Origin of the sequence: Bacillus mexicanus, assembly GCF_050445615.1 — a bacterium.
GTDB lineage: Bacteria > Bacillota > Bacilli > Bacillales > Bacillaceae > Bacillus > Bacillus mexicanus.
In genome coordinates, this window is the sequence record NZ_JBCEYV010000006.1 from 29,698 (window position 1) to 44,913 (window position 15,216).

25 protein-coding genes are annotated in these 15,216 nt (G+C 41.9%); all 25 read left to right on the forward strand.

The genetic code is table 11. The annotated features are described in order from the left end of the window. Positions 1–44 precede the first annotated feature (44 nt). The 25 genes from fusA to secY all read left to right on the forward strand — a co-directional run bounded on the left by fusA (position 45) and on the right by secY (position 15,181). Positions 45–2,123 (forward strand): elongation factor G, encoded by a 2,079-nt coding sequence (gene fusA, locus AAGG74_RS22690; protein ID WP_162104324.1) that lies wholly within the window; start codon positions 45–47, stop codon positions 2,121–2,123. Between the two features lie 119 nt (positions 2,124–2,242). Then, positions 2,243–3,433, forward strand: coding sequence for an elongation factor Tu (tuf, locus tag AAGG74_RS22695; RefSeq protein WP_039076390.1), 1,191 nt, complete (start codon positions 2,243–2,245; stop codon positions 3,431–3,433). Between the two features lie 101 nt (positions 3,434–3,534). Beyond that, positions 3,535–4,488: an alpha/beta fold hydrolase gene (locus tag AAGG74_RS22700; protein WP_429677320.1), complete on the forward strand. Its 954-nt coding sequence runs from the start codon at positions 3,535–3,537 to the stop codon at positions 4,486–4,488. 236 nt (positions 4,489–4,724) lie between these two features. Then, positions 4,725–5,033, forward strand: coding sequence for a 30S ribosomal protein S10 (gene rpsJ, locus AAGG74_RS22705; protein WP_003156464.1), 309 nt, complete (start codon positions 4,725–4,727; stop codon positions 5,031–5,033). A gap of 39 nt (positions 5,034–5,072) precedes the next feature. Beyond that, positions 5,073–5,702 carry a 50S ribosomal protein L3 gene (gene rplC / locus AAGG74_RS22710; RefSeq protein WP_162104322.1) on the forward strand — a complete coding sequence of 210 codons (630 nt, stop codon included), beginning with the start codon at positions 5,073–5,075 and terminating at the stop codon, positions 5,700–5,702. A gap of 27 nt (positions 5,703–5,729) precedes the next feature. After that, positions 5,730–6,353: a 50S ribosomal protein L4 gene (gene rplD / locus AAGG74_RS22715; protein WP_162104321.1), complete on the forward strand. Its 624-nt coding sequence runs from the start codon at positions 5,730–5,732 to the stop codon at positions 6,351–6,353. Next, positions 6,353–6,640 (forward strand): 50S ribosomal protein L23, encoded by a 288-nt coding sequence (gene rplW / locus AAGG74_RS22720; protein WP_106021661.1) that lies wholly within the window; start codon positions 6,353–6,355, stop codon positions 6,638–6,640. The genes rplD and rplW overlap by 1 nt, the downstream gene beginning before the upstream one ends. A 31-nt stretch (positions 6,641–6,671) precedes the next feature. After that, positions 6,672–7,505, forward strand: coding sequence for a 50S ribosomal protein L2 (gene rplB, locus AAGG74_RS22725; protein ID WP_039076394.1), 834 nt, complete (start codon positions 6,672–6,674; stop codon positions 7,503–7,505). 57 nt (positions 7,506–7,562) lie between these two features. Continuing rightward, a complete protein-coding gene (gene rpsS / locus AAGG74_RS22730) occupies positions 7,563–7,841 on the forward strand; it encodes a 30S ribosomal protein S19 (protein ID WP_039076395.1) in 279 nt (92 codons plus the stop codon). Between the two features lie 16 nt (positions 7,842–7,857). After that, the gene (rplV, locus tag AAGG74_RS22735; protein WP_003156475.1) at positions 7,858–8,199 is read left to right on the forward strand and encodes a 50S ribosomal protein L22; all 342 of its coding nucleotides are present in this window, start codon (positions 7,858–7,860) and stop codon (positions 8,197–8,199) included. 3 nt (positions 8,200–8,202) lie between these two features. Beyond that, positions 8,203–8,859: a 30S ribosomal protein S3 gene (gene rpsC, locus AAGG74_RS22740; protein WP_003242001.1), complete on the forward strand. Its 657-nt coding sequence runs from the start codon at positions 8,203–8,205 to the stop codon at positions 8,857–8,859. Between the two features lies 1 nt (position 8,860). After that, positions 8,861–9,295 carry a 50S ribosomal protein L16 gene (rplP, locus tag AAGG74_RS22745; RefSeq protein ID WP_162104320.1) on the forward strand — a complete coding sequence of 145 codons (435 nt, stop codon included), beginning with the start codon at positions 8,861–8,863 and terminating at the stop codon, positions 9,293–9,295. Continuing rightward, positions 9,285–9,485: a 50S ribosomal protein L29 gene (gene rpmC, locus AAGG74_RS22750; protein WP_003156482.1), complete on the forward strand. Its 201-nt coding sequence runs from the start codon at positions 9,285–9,287 to the stop codon at positions 9,483–9,485. The genes rplP and rpmC overlap by 11 nt, the downstream gene beginning before the upstream one ends. Positions 9,486–9,507: 22 nt before the next feature. Continuing rightward, positions 9,508–9,771 (forward strand): 30S ribosomal protein S17, encoded by a 264-nt coding sequence (gene rpsQ, locus AAGG74_RS22755; RefSeq protein ID WP_162104319.1) that lies wholly within the window; start codon positions 9,508–9,510, stop codon positions 9,769–9,771. A gap of 40 nt (positions 9,772–9,811) precedes the next feature. Further along, a complete protein-coding gene (gene rplN / locus AAGG74_RS22760) occupies positions 9,812–10,180 on the forward strand; it encodes a 50S ribosomal protein L14 (protein ID WP_003225805.1) in 369 nt (122 codons plus the stop codon). Positions 10,181–10,215: 35 nt separating this feature from the next. Then, a complete protein-coding gene (gene rplX / locus AAGG74_RS22765; protein WP_003156486.1) occupies positions 10,216–10,527 on the forward strand; it encodes a 50S ribosomal protein L24 in 312 nt (103 codons plus the stop codon). Between the two features lie 26 nt (positions 10,528–10,553). Continuing rightward, positions 10,554–11,093 carry a 50S ribosomal protein L5 gene (rplE, locus tag AAGG74_RS22770; RefSeq protein WP_162104318.1) on the forward strand — a complete coding sequence of 180 codons (540 nt, stop codon included), beginning with the start codon at positions 10,554–10,556 and terminating at the stop codon, positions 11,091–11,093. Positions 11,094–11,115: 22 nt separating this feature from the next. After that, positions 11,116–11,301: a 30S ribosomal protein S14 gene (rpsN, locus tag AAGG74_RS22775; protein ID WP_003156488.1), complete on the forward strand. Its 186-nt coding sequence runs from the start codon at positions 11,116–11,118 to the stop codon at positions 11,299–11,301. Between the two features lie 31 nt (positions 11,302–11,332). Further along, positions 11,333–11,731, forward strand: coding sequence for a 30S ribosomal protein S8 (gene rpsH, locus AAGG74_RS22780; RefSeq protein ID WP_003241998.1), 399 nt, complete (start codon positions 11,333–11,335; stop codon positions 11,729–11,731). 29 nt (positions 11,732–11,760) lie between these two features. Next, positions 11,761–12,300 carry a 50S ribosomal protein L6 gene (gene rplF / locus AAGG74_RS22785; protein WP_162104317.1) on the forward strand — a complete coding sequence of 180 codons (540 nt, stop codon included), beginning with the start codon at positions 11,761–11,763 and terminating at the stop codon, positions 12,298–12,300. A gap of 32 nt (positions 12,301–12,332) precedes the next feature. Beyond that, positions 12,333–12,695, forward strand: a complete 363-nt coding sequence (gene rplR, locus AAGG74_RS22790) for a 50S ribosomal protein L18 (RefSeq protein WP_014112347.1) — start codon at positions 12,333–12,335, stop codon at positions 12,693–12,695. A gap of 24 nt (positions 12,696–12,719) precedes the next feature. Next, positions 12,720–13,220 (forward strand): 30S ribosomal protein S5, encoded by a 501-nt coding sequence (gene rpsE, locus AAGG74_RS22795; protein ID WP_003328273.1) that lies wholly within the window; start codon positions 12,720–12,722, stop codon positions 13,218–13,220. A 13-nt stretch (positions 13,221–13,233) separates the two neighbouring features. Then, a complete protein-coding gene (gene rpmD, locus AAGG74_RS22800; RefSeq protein WP_003156497.1) occupies positions 13,234–13,413 on the forward strand; it encodes a 50S ribosomal protein L30 in 180 nt (59 codons plus the stop codon). 30 nt (positions 13,414–13,443) lie between these two features. Continuing rightward, on the forward strand, positions 13,444–13,884 hold the full coding sequence (rplO, locus tag AAGG74_RS22805) for a 50S ribosomal protein L15 (protein WP_019713056.1): 441 nt from the start codon (positions 13,444–13,446) through the stop codon (positions 13,882–13,884). Between the two features lies 1 nt (position 13,885). Beyond that, a complete protein-coding gene (gene secY, locus AAGG74_RS22810; RefSeq protein ID WP_162104316.1) occupies positions 13,886–15,181 on the forward strand; it encodes a preprotein translocase subunit SecY in 1,296 nt (431 codons plus the stop codon). The last annotated feature ends 35 nt before the right edge of the window (positions 15,182–15,216 follow it).

The window sequence follows — 15,216 nt, forward strand, 5'->3', positions numbered from 1 at the left end:
TACTAAAAAACACAATTTCCGAATAAGGAAGGAGAAATTACCCAATGGCAAGAGAGTTCTCCTTAGACAAAACTCGTAATATCGGGATCATGGCTCACATCGATGCTGGTAAAACGACTACTACAGAGCGTATCTTGTACTACACTGGTCGTATCCACAAAATTGGTGAAACTCATGAAGGAGCTTCACAAATGGACTGGATGGAGCAGGAACAAGAACGTGGTATCACAATCACTTCCGCTGCGACAACTGCACAGTGGAAAGGATACCGCGTAAACATCATCGATACTCCAGGACACGTAGACTTCACAGTTGAAGTTGAACGTTCTCTTCGTGTACTTGATGGTGCTGTTGCTGTACTTGACGCACAATCAGGCGTTGAGCCTCAAACAGAAACTGTTTGGCGTCAGGCGACAACTTATGGAGTACCGCGTGTCGTTTTTGTTAACAAAATGGATAAAATCGGTGCGGACTTCCTTTACTCTGTAGGAACTTTAAGAGACCGTCTTCAAGCAAACGCTCATGCAATTCAATTGCCGATCGGTGCAGAAGATAACTTCGAAGGTATCATTGATCTTGTAGAAAACGTTGCGTATTTCTATGAAGATGACCTTGGTACTCGTTCTGAAGCGAAAGAAATCCCTGAAGAGTACAAAGAGCAAGCTGAAGAGCTTCGCAACAGCCTTATTGAAGCTGTTTGTGAGCTTGATGAAGAGCTTATGGATAAATACCTTGAGGGTGAAGAAATCACTATTGATGAATTAAAAGCAGGTATCCGTAAAGGTACATTGAATGTTGAATTCTATCCTGTTCTTGTTGGTTCTGCCTTCAAAAACAAAGGTGTTCAGCTTGTACTTGATGCTGTGCTTGAATACCTTCCTGCACCAACTGATGTTGCTGCAATCAAAGGTATACACCCTGATACAAATGAAGAGCTTGTGCGTCATTCTTCTGATGACGAGCCATTCTCTGCATTAGCATTTAAAGTTATGACTGACCCTTACGTTGGTAAGCTGACGTTCTTCCGTGTGTATTCTGGAACACTTGATTCAGGTTCATACGTGAAAAACTCTACTAAAGGCAAACGTGAGCGCGTTGGACGTATCCTTCAAATGCACGCTAACAGCCGCGAAGAAATCGCTACTGTATACTCAGGAGATATCGCAGCTGCTGTAGGTCTAAAAGATACAACAACTGGAGATACTCTATGTGATGAAAAGGATCTTGTTATCCTAGAATCAATGGAATTCCCAGAACCAGTTATCGACGTCGCTATTGAGCCTAAATCAAAAGCTGACCAAGATAAAATGGGTATCGCTTTAGCAAAACTTGCTGAAGAAGATCCTACATTCCGTACGCAAACGAACCCAGAAACTGGTCAAACGATCATCTCTGGTATGGGTGAACTTCACCTTGATATCATTGTTGACCGTATGAAGCGCGAATTTAAAGTAGAAGCCAATGTTGGTGCTCCTCAGGTTGCGTACCGTGAGACTTTCCGTCAAGGTGCAAAAGTTGAGGGTAAATTCGTACGTCAGTCTGGTGGACGCGGTCAGTTCGGACACGTTTGGATCGAATTCGAACCAAACGAAGAAGGCGCTGGCTTTGAATTTGAAAATGCGATTGTCGGTGGGGTAGTTCCACGTGAATACATCCCAGCTGTTCAAGCAGGTCTGGAAGATGCACTTGAAAATGGTGTACTAGCAGGCTTCCCGCTTATCGACATTAAAGCAAAACTTTTCGATGGCTCATACCATGATGTTGACTCAAACGAAATGGCATTTAAAGTTGCTGCTTCTATGGCATTGAAAAATGCAGTCAGCAAATGTAACCCAGTTCTTCTTGAACCAGTTATGAAAGTTGAAGTGGTTATTCCAGAAGAATACATGGGAGATATCATGGGTGACATCACTTCACGACGCGGACGTGTAGAAGGTATGGAAGCGCGCGGTAACGCTCAAGTTGTACGCGCTATGGTACCTCTTGCTGAAATGTTCGGTTACGCTACTGCACTTCGTTCTAATACGCAAGGTCGCGGTACGTTCACTATGTTCATGGATCACTATGAAGAAGTGCCGAAGAGCGTCGCAGAAGAAATTATCAAAAAAAATAAAGGCGAATAATTGATTTTGCCGCTTAACTCAAGTATAACTACTATTGTAAGATGAGGAAGTGAAAGCTTTCTTTCACTTCCTATCACTCTATACATTACTAATTAAAAGCTCTTAAGGAGGATTTTAGAATGGCTAAAGAAAAATTCGACCGTTCCAAATCACATGCCAATATTGGTACAATTGGACACGTTGACCATGGTAAAACAACTTTAACTGCTGCTATCACAACAGTACTTCATAAGAAATCTGGTAAAGGTACAGCTATGGCGTACGATCAAATTGATGGTGCACCAGAAGAACGCGAACGCGGTATCACAATCTCTACTGCGCACGTTGAATACGAAACTGATACTCGTCACTATGCACACGTTGACTGCCCAGGACACGCTGACTATGTTAAAAACATGATCACTGGTGCTGCGCAAATGGACGGAGCTATCCTTGTAGTATCTGCTGCTGATGGCCCAATGCCACAAACTCGTGAGCATATCCTTCTTTCTAAAAACGTTGGTGTACCTTACATTGTTGTATTCTTAAACAAATGCGACATGGTAGACGACGAAGAGCTTCTTGAACTAGTTGAAATGGAAGTTCGCGATCTTCTTAGCGAATACGACTTCCCTGGTGATGATGTACCAGTAATCAAAGGTTCTGCTCTTAAAGCTCTTGAAGGTGACGCTGATTACGAAGCGAAAATCTTCGAACTTATGGATGCGGTTGATGAGTACATCCCAACTCCAGAGCGTGACACTGAAAAACCATTCATGATGCCAGTTGAGGACGTATTCTCAATCACTGGTCGTGGTACAGTTGCTACTGGCCGTGTAGAACGCGGACAAGTTAAAGTCGGTGATGAAGTTGAAATCATCGGTCTTCAAGAAGAGAACAAGAAAACAACTGTTACAGGTGTTGAAATGTTCCGTAAGCTTCTTGATTATGCTGAAGCTGGTGACAACATCGGTGCCCTTCTTCGCGGTGTAGCGCGTGAAGACATCCAACGTGGTCAAGTACTTGCTAAACCAGGTACAATCACTCCACACAGCAAATTCAAAGCTGAAGTTTATGTTCTTTCTAAAGAAGAGGGTGGACGTCATACTCCATTCTTCTCTAACTACCGTCCTCAGTTCTACTTCCGTACAACTGACGTAACTGGTATCATCCAACTTCCAGAAGGCGTAGAAATGGTTATGCCTGGAGATAACACTGAAATGATCGTTGAACTTATCTCTACAATCGCTATCGAAGAAGGAACTCGTTTCTCTATTCGTGAAGGCGGACGTACTGTTGGTTCAGGCGTTGTTTCAACAATCACTGAGTAATCGTATGATAATAAACGAGACCCACTTTGGGTCTCGTTTTTTTGTATGCTTGTCTTTTTCTTGTATAATAGGATTTATCATATTCGAGGGGCTAATTTTATATGATTCCTAAAAACAGATCCATTGCTATAATGAAAGAACTGAGCATTGGGCATACAAAACAAACGCTGATGATTAATGGGTCTGATATAAAAAATCCATTACTGCTTTTTTTACATGGCGGTCCGGGGATGCCGCAAATAGGGTATATAAGACGTTACCAAAAAGAACTAGAACGATATTTCACAGTAGTACAATGGGATCAAAGAGGTTCCGGCCTTTCTTATTCAAAAAAGATTCCTCATTGCAGCATGACTATCAGTCAGCTCATTAAAGATACAATTCAAGTCACTCAATGGCTCCTAGATTATTTCTCCAAAACAAAATTATATCTTGCTGCTCATTCGTGGGGTTCACTTTTGGCGCTTCAAGTACTGCAGCAGCGTCCGGATTTGTTTTATGCATATTATGGAATCAGTCAGGTTGTTAACATCCACTGTGAAGAATCAGCTGCTTATCAACATCTTCAGGCAATTTCTGATAAAAGATACATTATCTTATCCCATCTTATACGTTTCATCGGTGCTCCGCCTTGGAAGAGGGGTATCCAGCACCTGATCTATCGGTTCTGTATCGAGGTGAGCAGGGGAGGATTCACATACCATCATCGTCAATTACTTGCTATTATATTTCAAATGCTTTCTGGTCATGAGTATGGAATCAGAAACATGGGCAAGTTCCTTAATGGATTACACTTCAGCAAAAAATATTTAAATGATGAATTGTCTGGATTTAATGCATTTACAACAGTTCCTTCTATTAAAGTACCGTGTCTTTTCATTTCAGGGAGACATGATTTAATTGTGCCTGCTGAAATATCGAAACAATATTATTTGAAGCTTGAGGCACCTGAAAAGCGCTGGATACAATTTGAGAAATCTGCTCACACTCCGCATATCGAAGAACCATCTTTATTCGCGAGTACACTAAGTCGTCATGCGCTGTACCACTTATGATAGAGCCTTGATAAATAAGAAAAACACCTGTATAATAAAAAAAGTGTGCAAAGCATGCATATTATAAATAAGACTTGCAACATACGTCTATTTTCTGTATAATGGTGTATGTTGGTCTTTGACTGCGATGAAGTGAGAGGTTGCTGACACACCCGGCCGCTTTGCCATGGCGAGGTGTTCAGGTTTTTCTCACGGAGAACTGTCTAACGTGATGTAGGCGAAAAGGAGGGAAAATAATGGCAAAACAAAAAATTCGTATTCGTTTAAAAGCATATGATCATAGAATCCTTGATCAATCTGCAGAGAAGATTGTTGAAACGGCAAAACGTTCTGGTGCCAGCGTATCTGGTCCGATCCCATTGCCAACTGAAAAATCAGTTTACACAATCCTTCGTGCGGTGCACAAATACAAAGATTCTCGTGAGCAATTTGAAATGCGTACACATAAACGTTTAATCGACATTGTGAACCCAACACCACAAACTGTTGATGCTCTAATGCGATTAGACTTACCATCTGGTGTCGATATCGAAATTAAACTTTAATTCTAAAATATAGAATGATCTTAATAGGAGGTGTGACGAATGACCAAAGGAATCTTAGGAAGAAAAATTGGTATGACGCAAGTGTTCGCTGAAAATGGTGATCTTATTCCGGTAACTGTTATTGAGGCTGCTCCAAACGTTGTTCTTCAAAAGAAATCAACTGAAAACGACGGTTATGAAGCAATCCAGCTTGGTTTTGACGACAAGCGCGAAAAGCTTTCTAACAAACCTGAAAAAGGACACGTTGCAAAAGCGGAAACTGCTCCTAAGCGCTTCGTTAAAGAATTACGCGGAGTGGAAATGGATGCGTATGAAGTTGGTCAGGAAGTCAAGGTTGAAATTTTCTCTGCTGGAGAAATCGTAGATGTAACAGGAGTATCTAAAGGTAAAGGTTTCCAAGGTGCAATTAAGCGCCACGGACAATCTCGCGGACCTATGTCTCACGGTTCACGCTACCACCGTCGTCCTGGTTCAATGGGACCTGTAGATCCTAACCGTGTATTCAAAGGTAAATTATTGCCTGGACGTATGGGCGGAGAGCAAATCACTGTTCAAAACCTTGAAATCGTAAAAGTTGATGCAGACCGCAATCTTCTTTTGATCAAAGGTAACGTACCTGGTGCGAAAAAATCTTTAATCGCTGTTAAAAGTGCTGTTAAATCTAAATAACTCTCTTAGGAAAGGAGGAAATTGATCATGCCAAAAGTAGCATTATACAACCAAAACGGTTCTACTGCTGGTGACATCGAATTAAACGCTTCTGTATTTGGTATCGAGCCAAACGAGAGTGTTGTATTCGACGCTATTCTTATGCAAAGAGCTTCCTTACGTCAAGGATCTCACAAAGTAAAAAATCGTTCTGAAGTACGCGGCGGAGGTCGTAAACCATGGCGTCAAAAAGGTACAGGACGTGCCCGTCAAGGTTCTATCCGTTCACCGCAATGGCGCGGAGGTGGTGTCGTATTCGGCCCAACACCACGCAGCTATTCTTATAAATTACCTAAAAAAGTTCGCCGCTTGGCAATCAAATCAGTACTGTCTTCTAAAGTGAACGACAACAACATCATCGTTCTTGAAGATCTTACTCTTGACACGGCTAAAACAAAAGAAATGGCAGCTATCCTTAAAGGTTTATCTGTTGAGAAAAAAGCTTTAATCGTAACTGCGGATGCTAACGAAGCAGTAGCTTTATCTGCTCGCAACATTCCTGAAGTTACTGTAGTTGAAGCTAACGGAATCAACGTTTTAGACGTTGTCAACCATGAGAAGCTTCTGATTACAAAAGCAGCGGTTGAAAAAGTAGAGGAGGTGCTTGCATAATGAAAGATCCTCGTGATGTTCTAAAGCGCCCCGTCATTACTGAACGTTCTGCTGATTTAATGGCTGAAAAGAAATATACTTTTGAAGTTGATGTAAGAGCTAACAAAACAGAAGTGAAAGACGCGGTTGAAAGCATCTTTGGAGTGAAAGTTGACAAAGTCAACATCATGAACTACAAAGGTAAATCAAAACGTGTTGGACGCTACACTGGTATGACTAGCCGTCGCAGAAAAGCGATCGTGAAACTTACTACAGACAGCAAAGAAATCGAAATTTTTGAAGCTTAATTATCTGTAAAAAGAAGGAGGGAAATTCAAAATGGCGATTAAAAAGTATAAACCGACCTCTAATGGACGTCGTGGCATGACAACTTCAGATTTTGCTGAAATCACGACTGACAAGCCGGAAAAATCCTTGCTTGCTCCCCTTCACAAAAAAGGCGGACGTAATAACCAAGGTAAATTGACTGTACGTCACCAAGGTGGTGGACATAAACGCCAATACCGTGTTATCGACTTCAAACGCGATAAAGATGGTATACCTGGACGCGTTGCTACAGTTGAATACGATCCAAACCGTTCAGCTAACATCGCTCTAATCAACTATGCAGACGGAGAAAAACGTTATATCCTTGCTCCTAAAGGAATTCAAGTGGGTACTGAAATCATGTCAGGTCCTGAAGCTGACATTAAAGTAGGTAATGCACTTCCACTTATCAACATCCCTGTTGGTACAGTTGTGCATAACATTGAATTGAAACCTGGTAAAGGCGGACAGCTTGTACGTTCAGCTGGTACATCTGCTCAGGTTCTTGGTAAAGAAGGTAAATACGTTCTTGTACGTCTTAACTCTGGAGAAGTTCGCATGATTCTTTCTGCTTGCCGTGCTTCTATCGGTCAAGTAGGTAACGAACAGCACGAACTTATCAACGTTGGTAAAGCCGGACGTTCTCGCTGGAAAGGCATCCGTCCTACAGTTCGTGGTTCTGTAATGAACCCTAACGATCACCCACACGGTGGTGGTGAAGGACGTGCGCCAATCGGACGTAAATCACCAATGTCTCCATGGGGCAAACCAACTCTTGGATTCAAGACTCGTAAGAAAAAGAACAAATCCGATAAATTTATCGTACGTCGTCGTAAAAATAAATAACGGGGTTGTCTACGGTTCAGTTCGGACCGTAGTGCAATCACGAAGGGAGGTTCCAAAATGGCTCGCAGCTTGAAAAAAGGACCATTTGTCGATGGACACTTGATGACAAAAATCGAGAAATTAAACGAATCAGACAAGAAACAAGTGGTAAAAACTTGGTCTCGTCGTTCTACTATTTTCCCACAGTTTATTGGTCACACAATCGCAGTCTATGACGGACGTAAACACGTGCCTGTATTCATCTCTGAAGATATGGTAGGGCACAAGTTGGGTGAATTCGCTCCAACTCGTACGTACAAAGGTCATGCTAGTGATGACAAAAAAACAAGACGCTAAGAGAGGAGGCTTTTAAATGCAAGCTAAAGCTGTTGCAAGAACAGTCCGTATTGCTCCTCGTAAAGCACGTCTAGTAATGGACCTGATTCGAGGCAAGCAAGTAGGTGAGGCAGTATCTATCTTGAACCTTACACCAAGAGCTGCTTCTCCAATTATCGAGAAAGTATTAAAATCCGCTATTGCAAATGCTGAGCATAACTATGAAATGGACGCTAACAATCTGGTTATTTCTCAAGCATTCGTTGATGAAGGCCCTACGTTAAAAAGATTCCGCCCACGTGCTATGGGACGTGCGAGCCAAATCAACAAACGTACGAGCCACATTACAATCGTTGTATCAGAAAAGAAGGAGGGATAAGTAGTGGGTCAAAAGGTAAATCCAGTCGGTCTTCGTATCGGAGTCATTCGTGATTGGGAATCTAAGTGGTACGCTGGTAAAGATTACGCTGACTTCCTGCACGAAGATTTAAAAATTCGTGAATACATTAGCAAACGCCTTTCTGACGCTTCTGTTTCTAAAGTTGAAATTGAGCGTGCAGCAAATCGCGTTAACATTACGATCCACACAGCTAAGCCTGGTATGGTTATCGGTAAAGGCGGTTCTGAAGTTGAAGCACTTCGTAAAGCCCTTAACAGCCTTACTGGCAAGCGTGTACACATTAACATTCTTGAAATCAAAAGAGCAGATCTTGATGCACAGCTAGTTGCTGACAACATCGCTCGTCAATTAGAAAACCGTGTATCTTTCCGCCGTGCACAGAAACAACAAATCCAACGTACTATGCGCGCTGGAGCACAAGGTGTGAAAACAATGGTTTCTGGTCGTCTTGGCGGTGCAGATATCGCTCGTTCTGAATACTACAGTGAAGGAACTGTTCCATTGCACACATTACGTGCGGACATTGACTATGCAACATCTGAAGCTGATACTACTTACGGTAAGCTTGGTGTGAAAGTCTGGATCTATCGTGGAGAGGTTCTTCCTACTAAGAAGAAAACTGAGGAAGGAGGAAAATAATATGTTATTACCAAAACGCGTTAAATATCGCAGAGAGCATCGCGGAAAAATGCGTGGTCGTGCGAAAGGCGGTACTGAAGTGCATTTCGGTGAGTTCGGTATCCAAGCTCTTGAAGCTTCATGGATCACTAACCGTCAGATCGAAGCAGCACGTATTGCGATGACTCGTTACATGAAACGTGGCGGTAAAGTTTGGATTAAAATTTTCCCTTCTAAACCTTACACTGCTAAACCACTTGAGGTACGTATGGGATCCGGTAAAGGGGCTCCAGAAGGTTGGGTAGCTGTTGTAAAACCGGGCAAAGTTTTATTTGAAATTTCTGGTGTGTCAGAAGAGGTTGCTCGTGAAGCACTTCGTCTTGCAGCTCACAAATTGCCAATTAAAACGAAGTTCGTAAAACGTGAAGAAATTGGTGGTGAATCAAATGAAAGCTAATGAAATTCGTGACCTTACCACTGCTGAAATTGAACAAAAAGTAAAGTCTCTTAAAGAAGAACTTTTCAATCTTCGCTTTCAATTAGCGACAGGACAACTTGAAAATACTGCTCGCATTCGTGAAGTGCGCAAAGCTATCGCGCGCATGAAAACTGTGATTCGTGAAAGAGAAATTGCTGCTAATAAATAATCACTGAGGGGAGGTCGTGAGCATGAGCGAACGTAACCAACGCAAAGTTTACCAAGGTCGTGTTGTTTCTGACAAAATGGATAAAACCATCACTGTTGTTGTTGAAACTTACAAAAAACATTCACTTTACGGTAAACGCGTAAAATACTCTAAAAAATTCAAGACACATGATGAAAATAACCAAGCTAAAATTGGCGACATCGTAAAGATCATGGAAACTCGTCCATTGTCTGCAACTAAGCGTTTCCGTCTAGTAGAAGTTGTCGAAGAAGCTGTTATTATCTAATAAAGTTCGGAATTCTTTTTCCGAAGGGAGGTAACAAATAATGATTCAACAAGAGACTCGTTTAAAAGTAGCTGACAACTCTGGCGCGCGTGAAGTACTGACTATTAAAGTTCTTGGTGGTTCTGGACGTAAAACAGCTAACATTGGTGATGTAATTGTTTGCACGGTTAAACAAGCAACACCAGGAGGCGTTGTCAAAAAAGGTGAAGTCGTAAAAGCTGTTATCGTTCGCACGAAAAGTGGAGCGCGCAGAAGTGATGGTTCATACATCAGCTTCGATGAGAATGCATGTGTTATCATCCGTGACGACAAGAGCCCACGCGGAACTCGTATCTTCGGACCAGTTGCTCGTGAATTGCGTGAAAACAACTTTATGAAAATTGTTTCTCTAGCTCCAGAAGTTATCTAATGAAATAAATGCCTTATCAAGGAGGTGCGATCAGGATGCATGTAAAAAAAGGCGATAAAGTTATGGTTATCTCTGGTAAAGATAAAGGCAAACAAGGAACAATCCTTGCTGCTTTCCCTAAAAAGGACCGCGTTTTAGTTGAAGGTGTGAACATGGTGAAGAAACACTCTAAACCAACTCAAGCTAACCCTCAAGGCGGTATTTCTAATCAAGAGGCGCCAATTCATGTATCAAACGTTATGCCGCTCGATCCTAAAACAGGTGAAGTGACTCGCGTAGGATACAAAGTGGAAGATGGCAAAAAAGTTCGTGTTGCAAAAAAATCTGGGCAAGTTCTAGATAAATAGTATTAAAAGGAAGGGAGGTCTATCTCATGAACCGCCTTAAAGAAAAGTACAATAAAGAAATTTCACCTGCTTTAATGACTAAGTTCAACTATGATTCAGTCATGCAAGTGCCTAAAATCGAAAAAATCGTAATCAACATGGGTGTTGGTGATGCTGTTCAAAACGCGAAAGCAATCGACAGTGCTGTTGAAGAATTAACGTTTATCGCAGGTCAAAAACCTGTCGTTACTCGTGCGAAGAAATCAATTGCTGGATTCCGTCTTCGTGAAGGAATGCCTATCGGTGCGAAAGTAACTCTTCGCGGAGAGCGCATGTATGATTTCCTTGATAAACTTATCTCTGTATCACTGCCACGTGTACGTGACTTCCGCGGAGTTTCTAAGAAATCTTTCGACGGTCGCGGTAACTACACGCTTGGTATCAAAGAACAGTTAATCTTCCCTGAAATTGACTACGATAAAGTAACAAAGGTTCGCGGAATGGACATCGTTATCGTAACAACTGCTAATACTGACGAAGAAGCTCGTGAGCTATTAACTCAAGTAGGTATGCCGTTCCAGAAATAATCAATGAAAGGGAGGCGAAATCGTGGCTAAAAAGTCTATGATTGCGAAACAACAACGTACACCAAAGTTTAAAGTACAAGAGTACACACGCTGTGAACGCTGCGGACGTCCGCATTCAGTCATTCGTAAATTTAAACTTTGCCGTATTTGTTTCCGTGAGCTTGCATATAAAGGACAAATTCCTGGCGTTAAAAAAGCCAGCTGGTAATCCCCAAGAAAGGGAAGGAGGTAATTATATAATGGTTATGACAGATCCAATTGCAGATATGCTAACTCGTATTCGCAATGCAAACATGGTACGTCATGAGAAGCTTGAAATTCCTGCTTCTAAATTGAAAAGAGAAATTGCTGAAATTTTAAAGCGTGAAGGTTTCATTCGTGACGTTGAGTTCGTAGAAGACAGTAAACAAGGTATCATCCGCGTTTTCTTGAAATACGGACAAAACAACGAGCGTGTTATCACTGGTCTTAAAAGAATCAGCAAGCCTGGTTTGCGTGTTTATGCAAAATCTAACGAAGTACCTCGCGTACTTAACGGTCTTGGAATCGCGATTATTTCTACATCACAAGGTGTTTTAACGGACAAAGAAGCCCGTGCAAAACAAGCTGGTGGAGAAGTTCTAGCATACGTTTGGTAAGAAGTTTAACATGAATGGAGGTGTTTGGTATGTCTCGTGTAGGTAAGAAGCTACTTGAGATTCCTTCTGATGTTACAGTAACGTTAAATGATAACAACACTGTAGCTGTGAAAGGACCAAAAGGAGAATTAACTCGTACGTTTCACCCTGATATGGAGATTAAAATAGAGGACAATGTGCTTACAGTCGTTCGTCCTTCTGATCAAAAAGAGCACCGTGCCCTGCATGGTACGACTCGCAGTCTGCTTGGCAACATGGTTGAAGGCGTATCTAAAGGATTTGAAAGAGGTTTGGAATTAGTCGGTGTCGGTTACCGTGCGTCTAAATCTGGAAATAAACTTGTTTTAAACGTTGGATACTCTCATCCTGTTGAGATCGTTCCTGAAGAAGGCATCGAAATCGAAGTTCCTTCTCAAACTAAAGTAGTTGTAAAAGGTACAGACAAAGAACGTGTAGGAGCTATCGCTGCTAACATCCGCGCTGTCCGTTCTCCAGAGCCTTATAAAGGTAAAGGAATCCGCTACGAAGGTGAAGCTGTTCGCCGCAAAGAAGGTAAATCTGCTAAGTAAGATCGCTTAAAGTGAAGAAAGGAGTGACCTAGATGATTACGAAAACTAGCAAAAATGCTGCTCGTCTTAAAAGACACGCTCGTGTTCGCGCTAAACTTTCCGGTACTGCTGAAAGACCGCGCCTGAACGTTTTCCGTTCTAACAAGCACATTTACGCTCAAATCATCGATGATGTAAATGGTGTTACACTTGCTAGTGCATCTACTCTCGATAAAGACTTGAACGTTGAAAGCACTGGAGATTCTTCTGCTGCTACTAAAGTTGGAGAATTAGTTGCAAAACGTGCTGCTGAAAAAGGCATTTCTGACGTAGTGTTTGACCGTGGCGGATACTTATACCATGGACGTGTAAAAGCTTTGGCTGATGCCGCTCGTGAAGCTGGACTTAAATTTTAATAAAAGAAGGAGGGACACATGATTATGCGTCGTATTGACCCAAGCAAATTAGAGTTAGAAGAACGCTTAGTTACGGTTAACCGCGTAGCGAAAGTTGTTAAAGGTGGTCGTCGTTTCCGCTTCGCAGCTCTAGTCGTTGTCGGTGACAAAAACGGACACGTAGGATTTGGTACTGGTAAAGCACAAGAAGTGCCAGAAGCGATCCGCAAAGCTGTTGAAGATGCGAAAAAGAATTTGATTGAAGTACCAATGGTTGGAACTACAATTCCACACGAAATCATCGGACGTTTCGGTGCAGGTAACATCTTGTTAAAACCTGCTTCTGAAGGTACTGGAGTTATCGCTGGAGGCCCTGTACGTGCGGTACTTGAGCTTGCTGGTGTAGCTGATATCCTTTCTAAGTCTTTAGGTTCTAACACACCGATCAACATGATTCGTGCAACACTTCAAGGTTTAAGTGAACTTAAACGTGCGGAAGACGTTGCGAAGCTTCGTGGAAAATCTGTAGAAGAACTGTTAGGATAAGGAGGGAACATTAATGGCTAAATTAGAAATTACCCTCAAACGAAGTGTAATCGGTCGCCCGGAAGATCAACGCGTTACTGTTAGAACACTTGGTTTAAAGAAAACAAACCAAACTGTTGTTCATGAAGACAACGCTGCGATTCGTGGCATGATTAATAAAGTATCTCATTTAGTTTCTGTTAAAGAACAATAAAAATAATTGATCGGATAAGGAGGTGTCCTAATGAAACTTCATGAATTAAAACCTTCAGAAGGTTCACGCAAAACGCGCAATCGCGTAGGTCGTGGTATTGGTTCTGGTAACGGTAAAACAGCTGGTAAAGGTCACAAAGGTCAAAACGCTCGTTCTGGCGGCGGTGTACGCCCAGGTTTCGAGGGGGGACAAATGCCTTTATTCCAACGTCTTCCTAAACGCGGTTTTACTAACATCAACCGTAAGGATTACGCTGTAGTCAACCTAGACAAATTGAACGGTTTTGCAGAAGGAACGGAAGTCACTCCTGAACTTCTTCTTGAGACTGGTGTTATTAGCAAACTTAATGCAGGAGTAAAGATTCTTGGCAACGGTAAATTAGAGAAAAAATTAACTGTAAAAGCCAATAAATTCTCTGCTTCTGCGAAAGAAGCTGTTGAAGCTGCTGGCGGTACAGCTGAGGTGATCTAACTTGTTTAAAACAATCTCCAACTTTATGCGTGTGAGTGATATCAGGAATAAAATCATATTCACTTTACTCATGCTTATCGTCTTTCGCATAGGTGCGTTTATTCCTGTGCCTTATGTTAACGCCAAAGCGTTACAGGCACAGTCTCAAATGGGTGTTTTTGATCTCCTTAATACATTTGGCGGCGGTGCGCTTTACCAATTCTCCATTTTCGCAATGGGAATTACTCCTTATATCACGGCTTCGATCATCATTCAGCTGCTTCAGATGGATGTTGTACCGAAGTTTACCGAGTGGTCTAAGCAAGGTGAAGTTGGCCGCCGTAAATTAGCTCAGTTCACAAGGTACTTTACGATTGTGCTTGGTTTCATCCAAGCGTTAGGTATGTCGTACGGATTCAACAATCTGGCCAACGGTATGCTGATCGAAAAATCGGGCATATCAACATATCTTATCATCGCTCTAGTACTTACTGGCGGAACTGCCTTTTTAATGTGGCTTGGAGAACAAATTACGTCCCATGGAGTAGGCAACGGAATATCGATCATTATCTTCGCGGGGATTGTGGCTAGTATTCCAAAAACGGTTGGGCAAATATATGAGACTCAATTTGTTGGCAGCAACGATCAGCTGTTTATTCATATTGTGAAAGTCGCACTTCTTGTGATTGCGATTTTAGCAGTTATTGTTGGAGTTATTTTTATTCAGCAAGCTGTACGGAAAATTGCGATTCAATATGCTAAAGGCACAGGTCGTTCACCTGCTGGCGGTGGTCAGTCTACACACCTTCCATTGAAAGTGAATCCTGCAGGGGTTATTCCGGTAATTTTTGCGGTTGCGTTTTTGATAACGCCACGGACAATCGCGTCATTCTTTGGAACAAATGATGTGACAAAGTGGATTCAAAACTACTTTGATAATACACATCCGGTGGGTATGGCAATATATGTTGCGTTGATTATTGCCTTTACGTACTTTTATGCTTTTGTACAGGTTAATCCTGAACAAATGGCTGATAACCTTAAAAAACAGGGTGGCTATATCCCGGGGGTTCGTCCAGGGAAAATGACTCAAGATAGAATTACGAGCATTTTGTATCGACTTACGTTTGTGGGTTCTATATTCTTAGCCGTGATTTCCATTCTTCCTATCTTTTTCATTCAATTCGCTGGATTGCCTCAAAGTGCACAAATTGGTGGAACATCTTTGTTAATTGTTGTCGGGGTAGCCTTGGAGACAATGAAACAACTAGAAAGCCAGTTGGTGAAACGAAACTACCGTGGATTTATGAAAAACTAGAGGAAATGGATTTATCCATTCCCTCTTAATAAAGA

Excerpts from the sequence above, each read along its gene's own strand:
- fusA (WP_162104324.1), top strand. The coding sequence starts at position 45 with ATGGCAAGAGAGTTCTCCTTAGACAAAACTCGTAATATCGGGATCATG.
- tuf (WP_039076390.1), top strand. The coding sequence starts at position 2,243 with ATGGCTAAAGAAAAATTCGACCGTTCCAAATCACATGCCAATATTGGT.
- AAGG74_RS22700 (WP_429677320.1), top strand. The coding sequence starts at position 3,535 with ATGATTCCTAAAAACAGATCCATTGCTATAATGAAAGAACTGAGCATT.
- rpsJ (WP_003156464.1), top strand. The coding sequence starts at position 4,725 with ATGGCAAAACAAAAAATTCGTATTCGTTTAAAAGCATATGATCATAGA.
- rplC (WP_162104322.1), top strand. The coding sequence starts at position 5,073 with ATGACCAAAGGAATCTTAGGAAGAAAAATTGGTATGACGCAAGTGTTC.
- rplD (WP_162104321.1), top strand. The coding sequence starts at position 5,730 with ATGCCAAAAGTAGCATTATACAACCAAAACGGTTCTACTGCTGGTGAC.
- rplW (WP_106021661.1), top strand. The coding sequence starts at position 6,353 with ATGAAAGATCCTCGTGATGTTCTAAAGCGCCCCGTCATTACTGAACGT.
- rplB (WP_039076394.1), top strand. The coding sequence starts at position 6,672 with ATGGCGATTAAAAAGTATAAACCGACCTCTAATGGACGTCGTGGCATG.
- rpsS (WP_039076395.1), top strand. The coding sequence starts at position 7,563 with ATGGCTCGCAGCTTGAAAAAAGGACCATTTGTCGATGGACACTTGATG.
- rplV (WP_003156475.1), top strand. The coding sequence starts at position 7,858 with ATGCAAGCTAAAGCTGTTGCAAGAACAGTCCGTATTGCTCCTCGTAAA.
- rplP (WP_162104320.1), top strand. The coding sequence starts at position 8,861 with ATGTTATTACCAAAACGCGTTAAATATCGCAGAGAGCATCGCGGAAAA.
- rpmC (WP_003156482.1), top strand. The coding sequence starts at position 9,285 with ATGAAAGCTAATGAAATTCGTGACCTTACCACTGCTGAAATTGAACAA.
- rpsQ (WP_162104319.1), top strand. The coding sequence starts at position 9,508 with ATGAGCGAACGTAACCAACGCAAAGTTTACCAAGGTCGTGTTGTTTCT.
- rplN (WP_003225805.1), top strand. The coding sequence starts at position 9,812 with ATGATTCAACAAGAGACTCGTTTAAAAGTAGCTGACAACTCTGGCGCG.
- rplX (WP_003156486.1), top strand. The coding sequence starts at position 10,216 with ATGCATGTAAAAAAAGGCGATAAAGTTATGGTTATCTCTGGTAAAGAT.
- rplE (WP_162104318.1), top strand. The coding sequence starts at position 10,554 with ATGAACCGCCTTAAAGAAAAGTACAATAAAGAAATTTCACCTGCTTTA.
- rpsH (WP_003241998.1), top strand. The coding sequence starts at position 11,333 with ATGGTTATGACAGATCCAATTGCAGATATGCTAACTCGTATTCGCAAT.
- rplF (WP_162104317.1), top strand. The coding sequence starts at position 11,761 with ATGTCTCGTGTAGGTAAGAAGCTACTTGAGATTCCTTCTGATGTTACA.
- rplR (WP_014112347.1), top strand. The coding sequence starts at position 12,333 with ATGATTACGAAAACTAGCAAAAATGCTGCTCGTCTTAAAAGACACGCT.
- rpsE (WP_003328273.1), top strand. The coding sequence starts at position 12,720 with ATGCGTCGTATTGACCCAAGCAAATTAGAGTTAGAAGAACGCTTAGTT.
- rpmD (WP_003156497.1), top strand. The coding sequence starts at position 13,234 with ATGGCTAAATTAGAAATTACCCTCAAACGAAGTGTAATCGGTCGCCCG.
- rplO (WP_019713056.1), top strand. The coding sequence starts at position 13,444 with ATGAAACTTCATGAATTAAAACCTTCAGAAGGTTCACGCAAAACGCGC.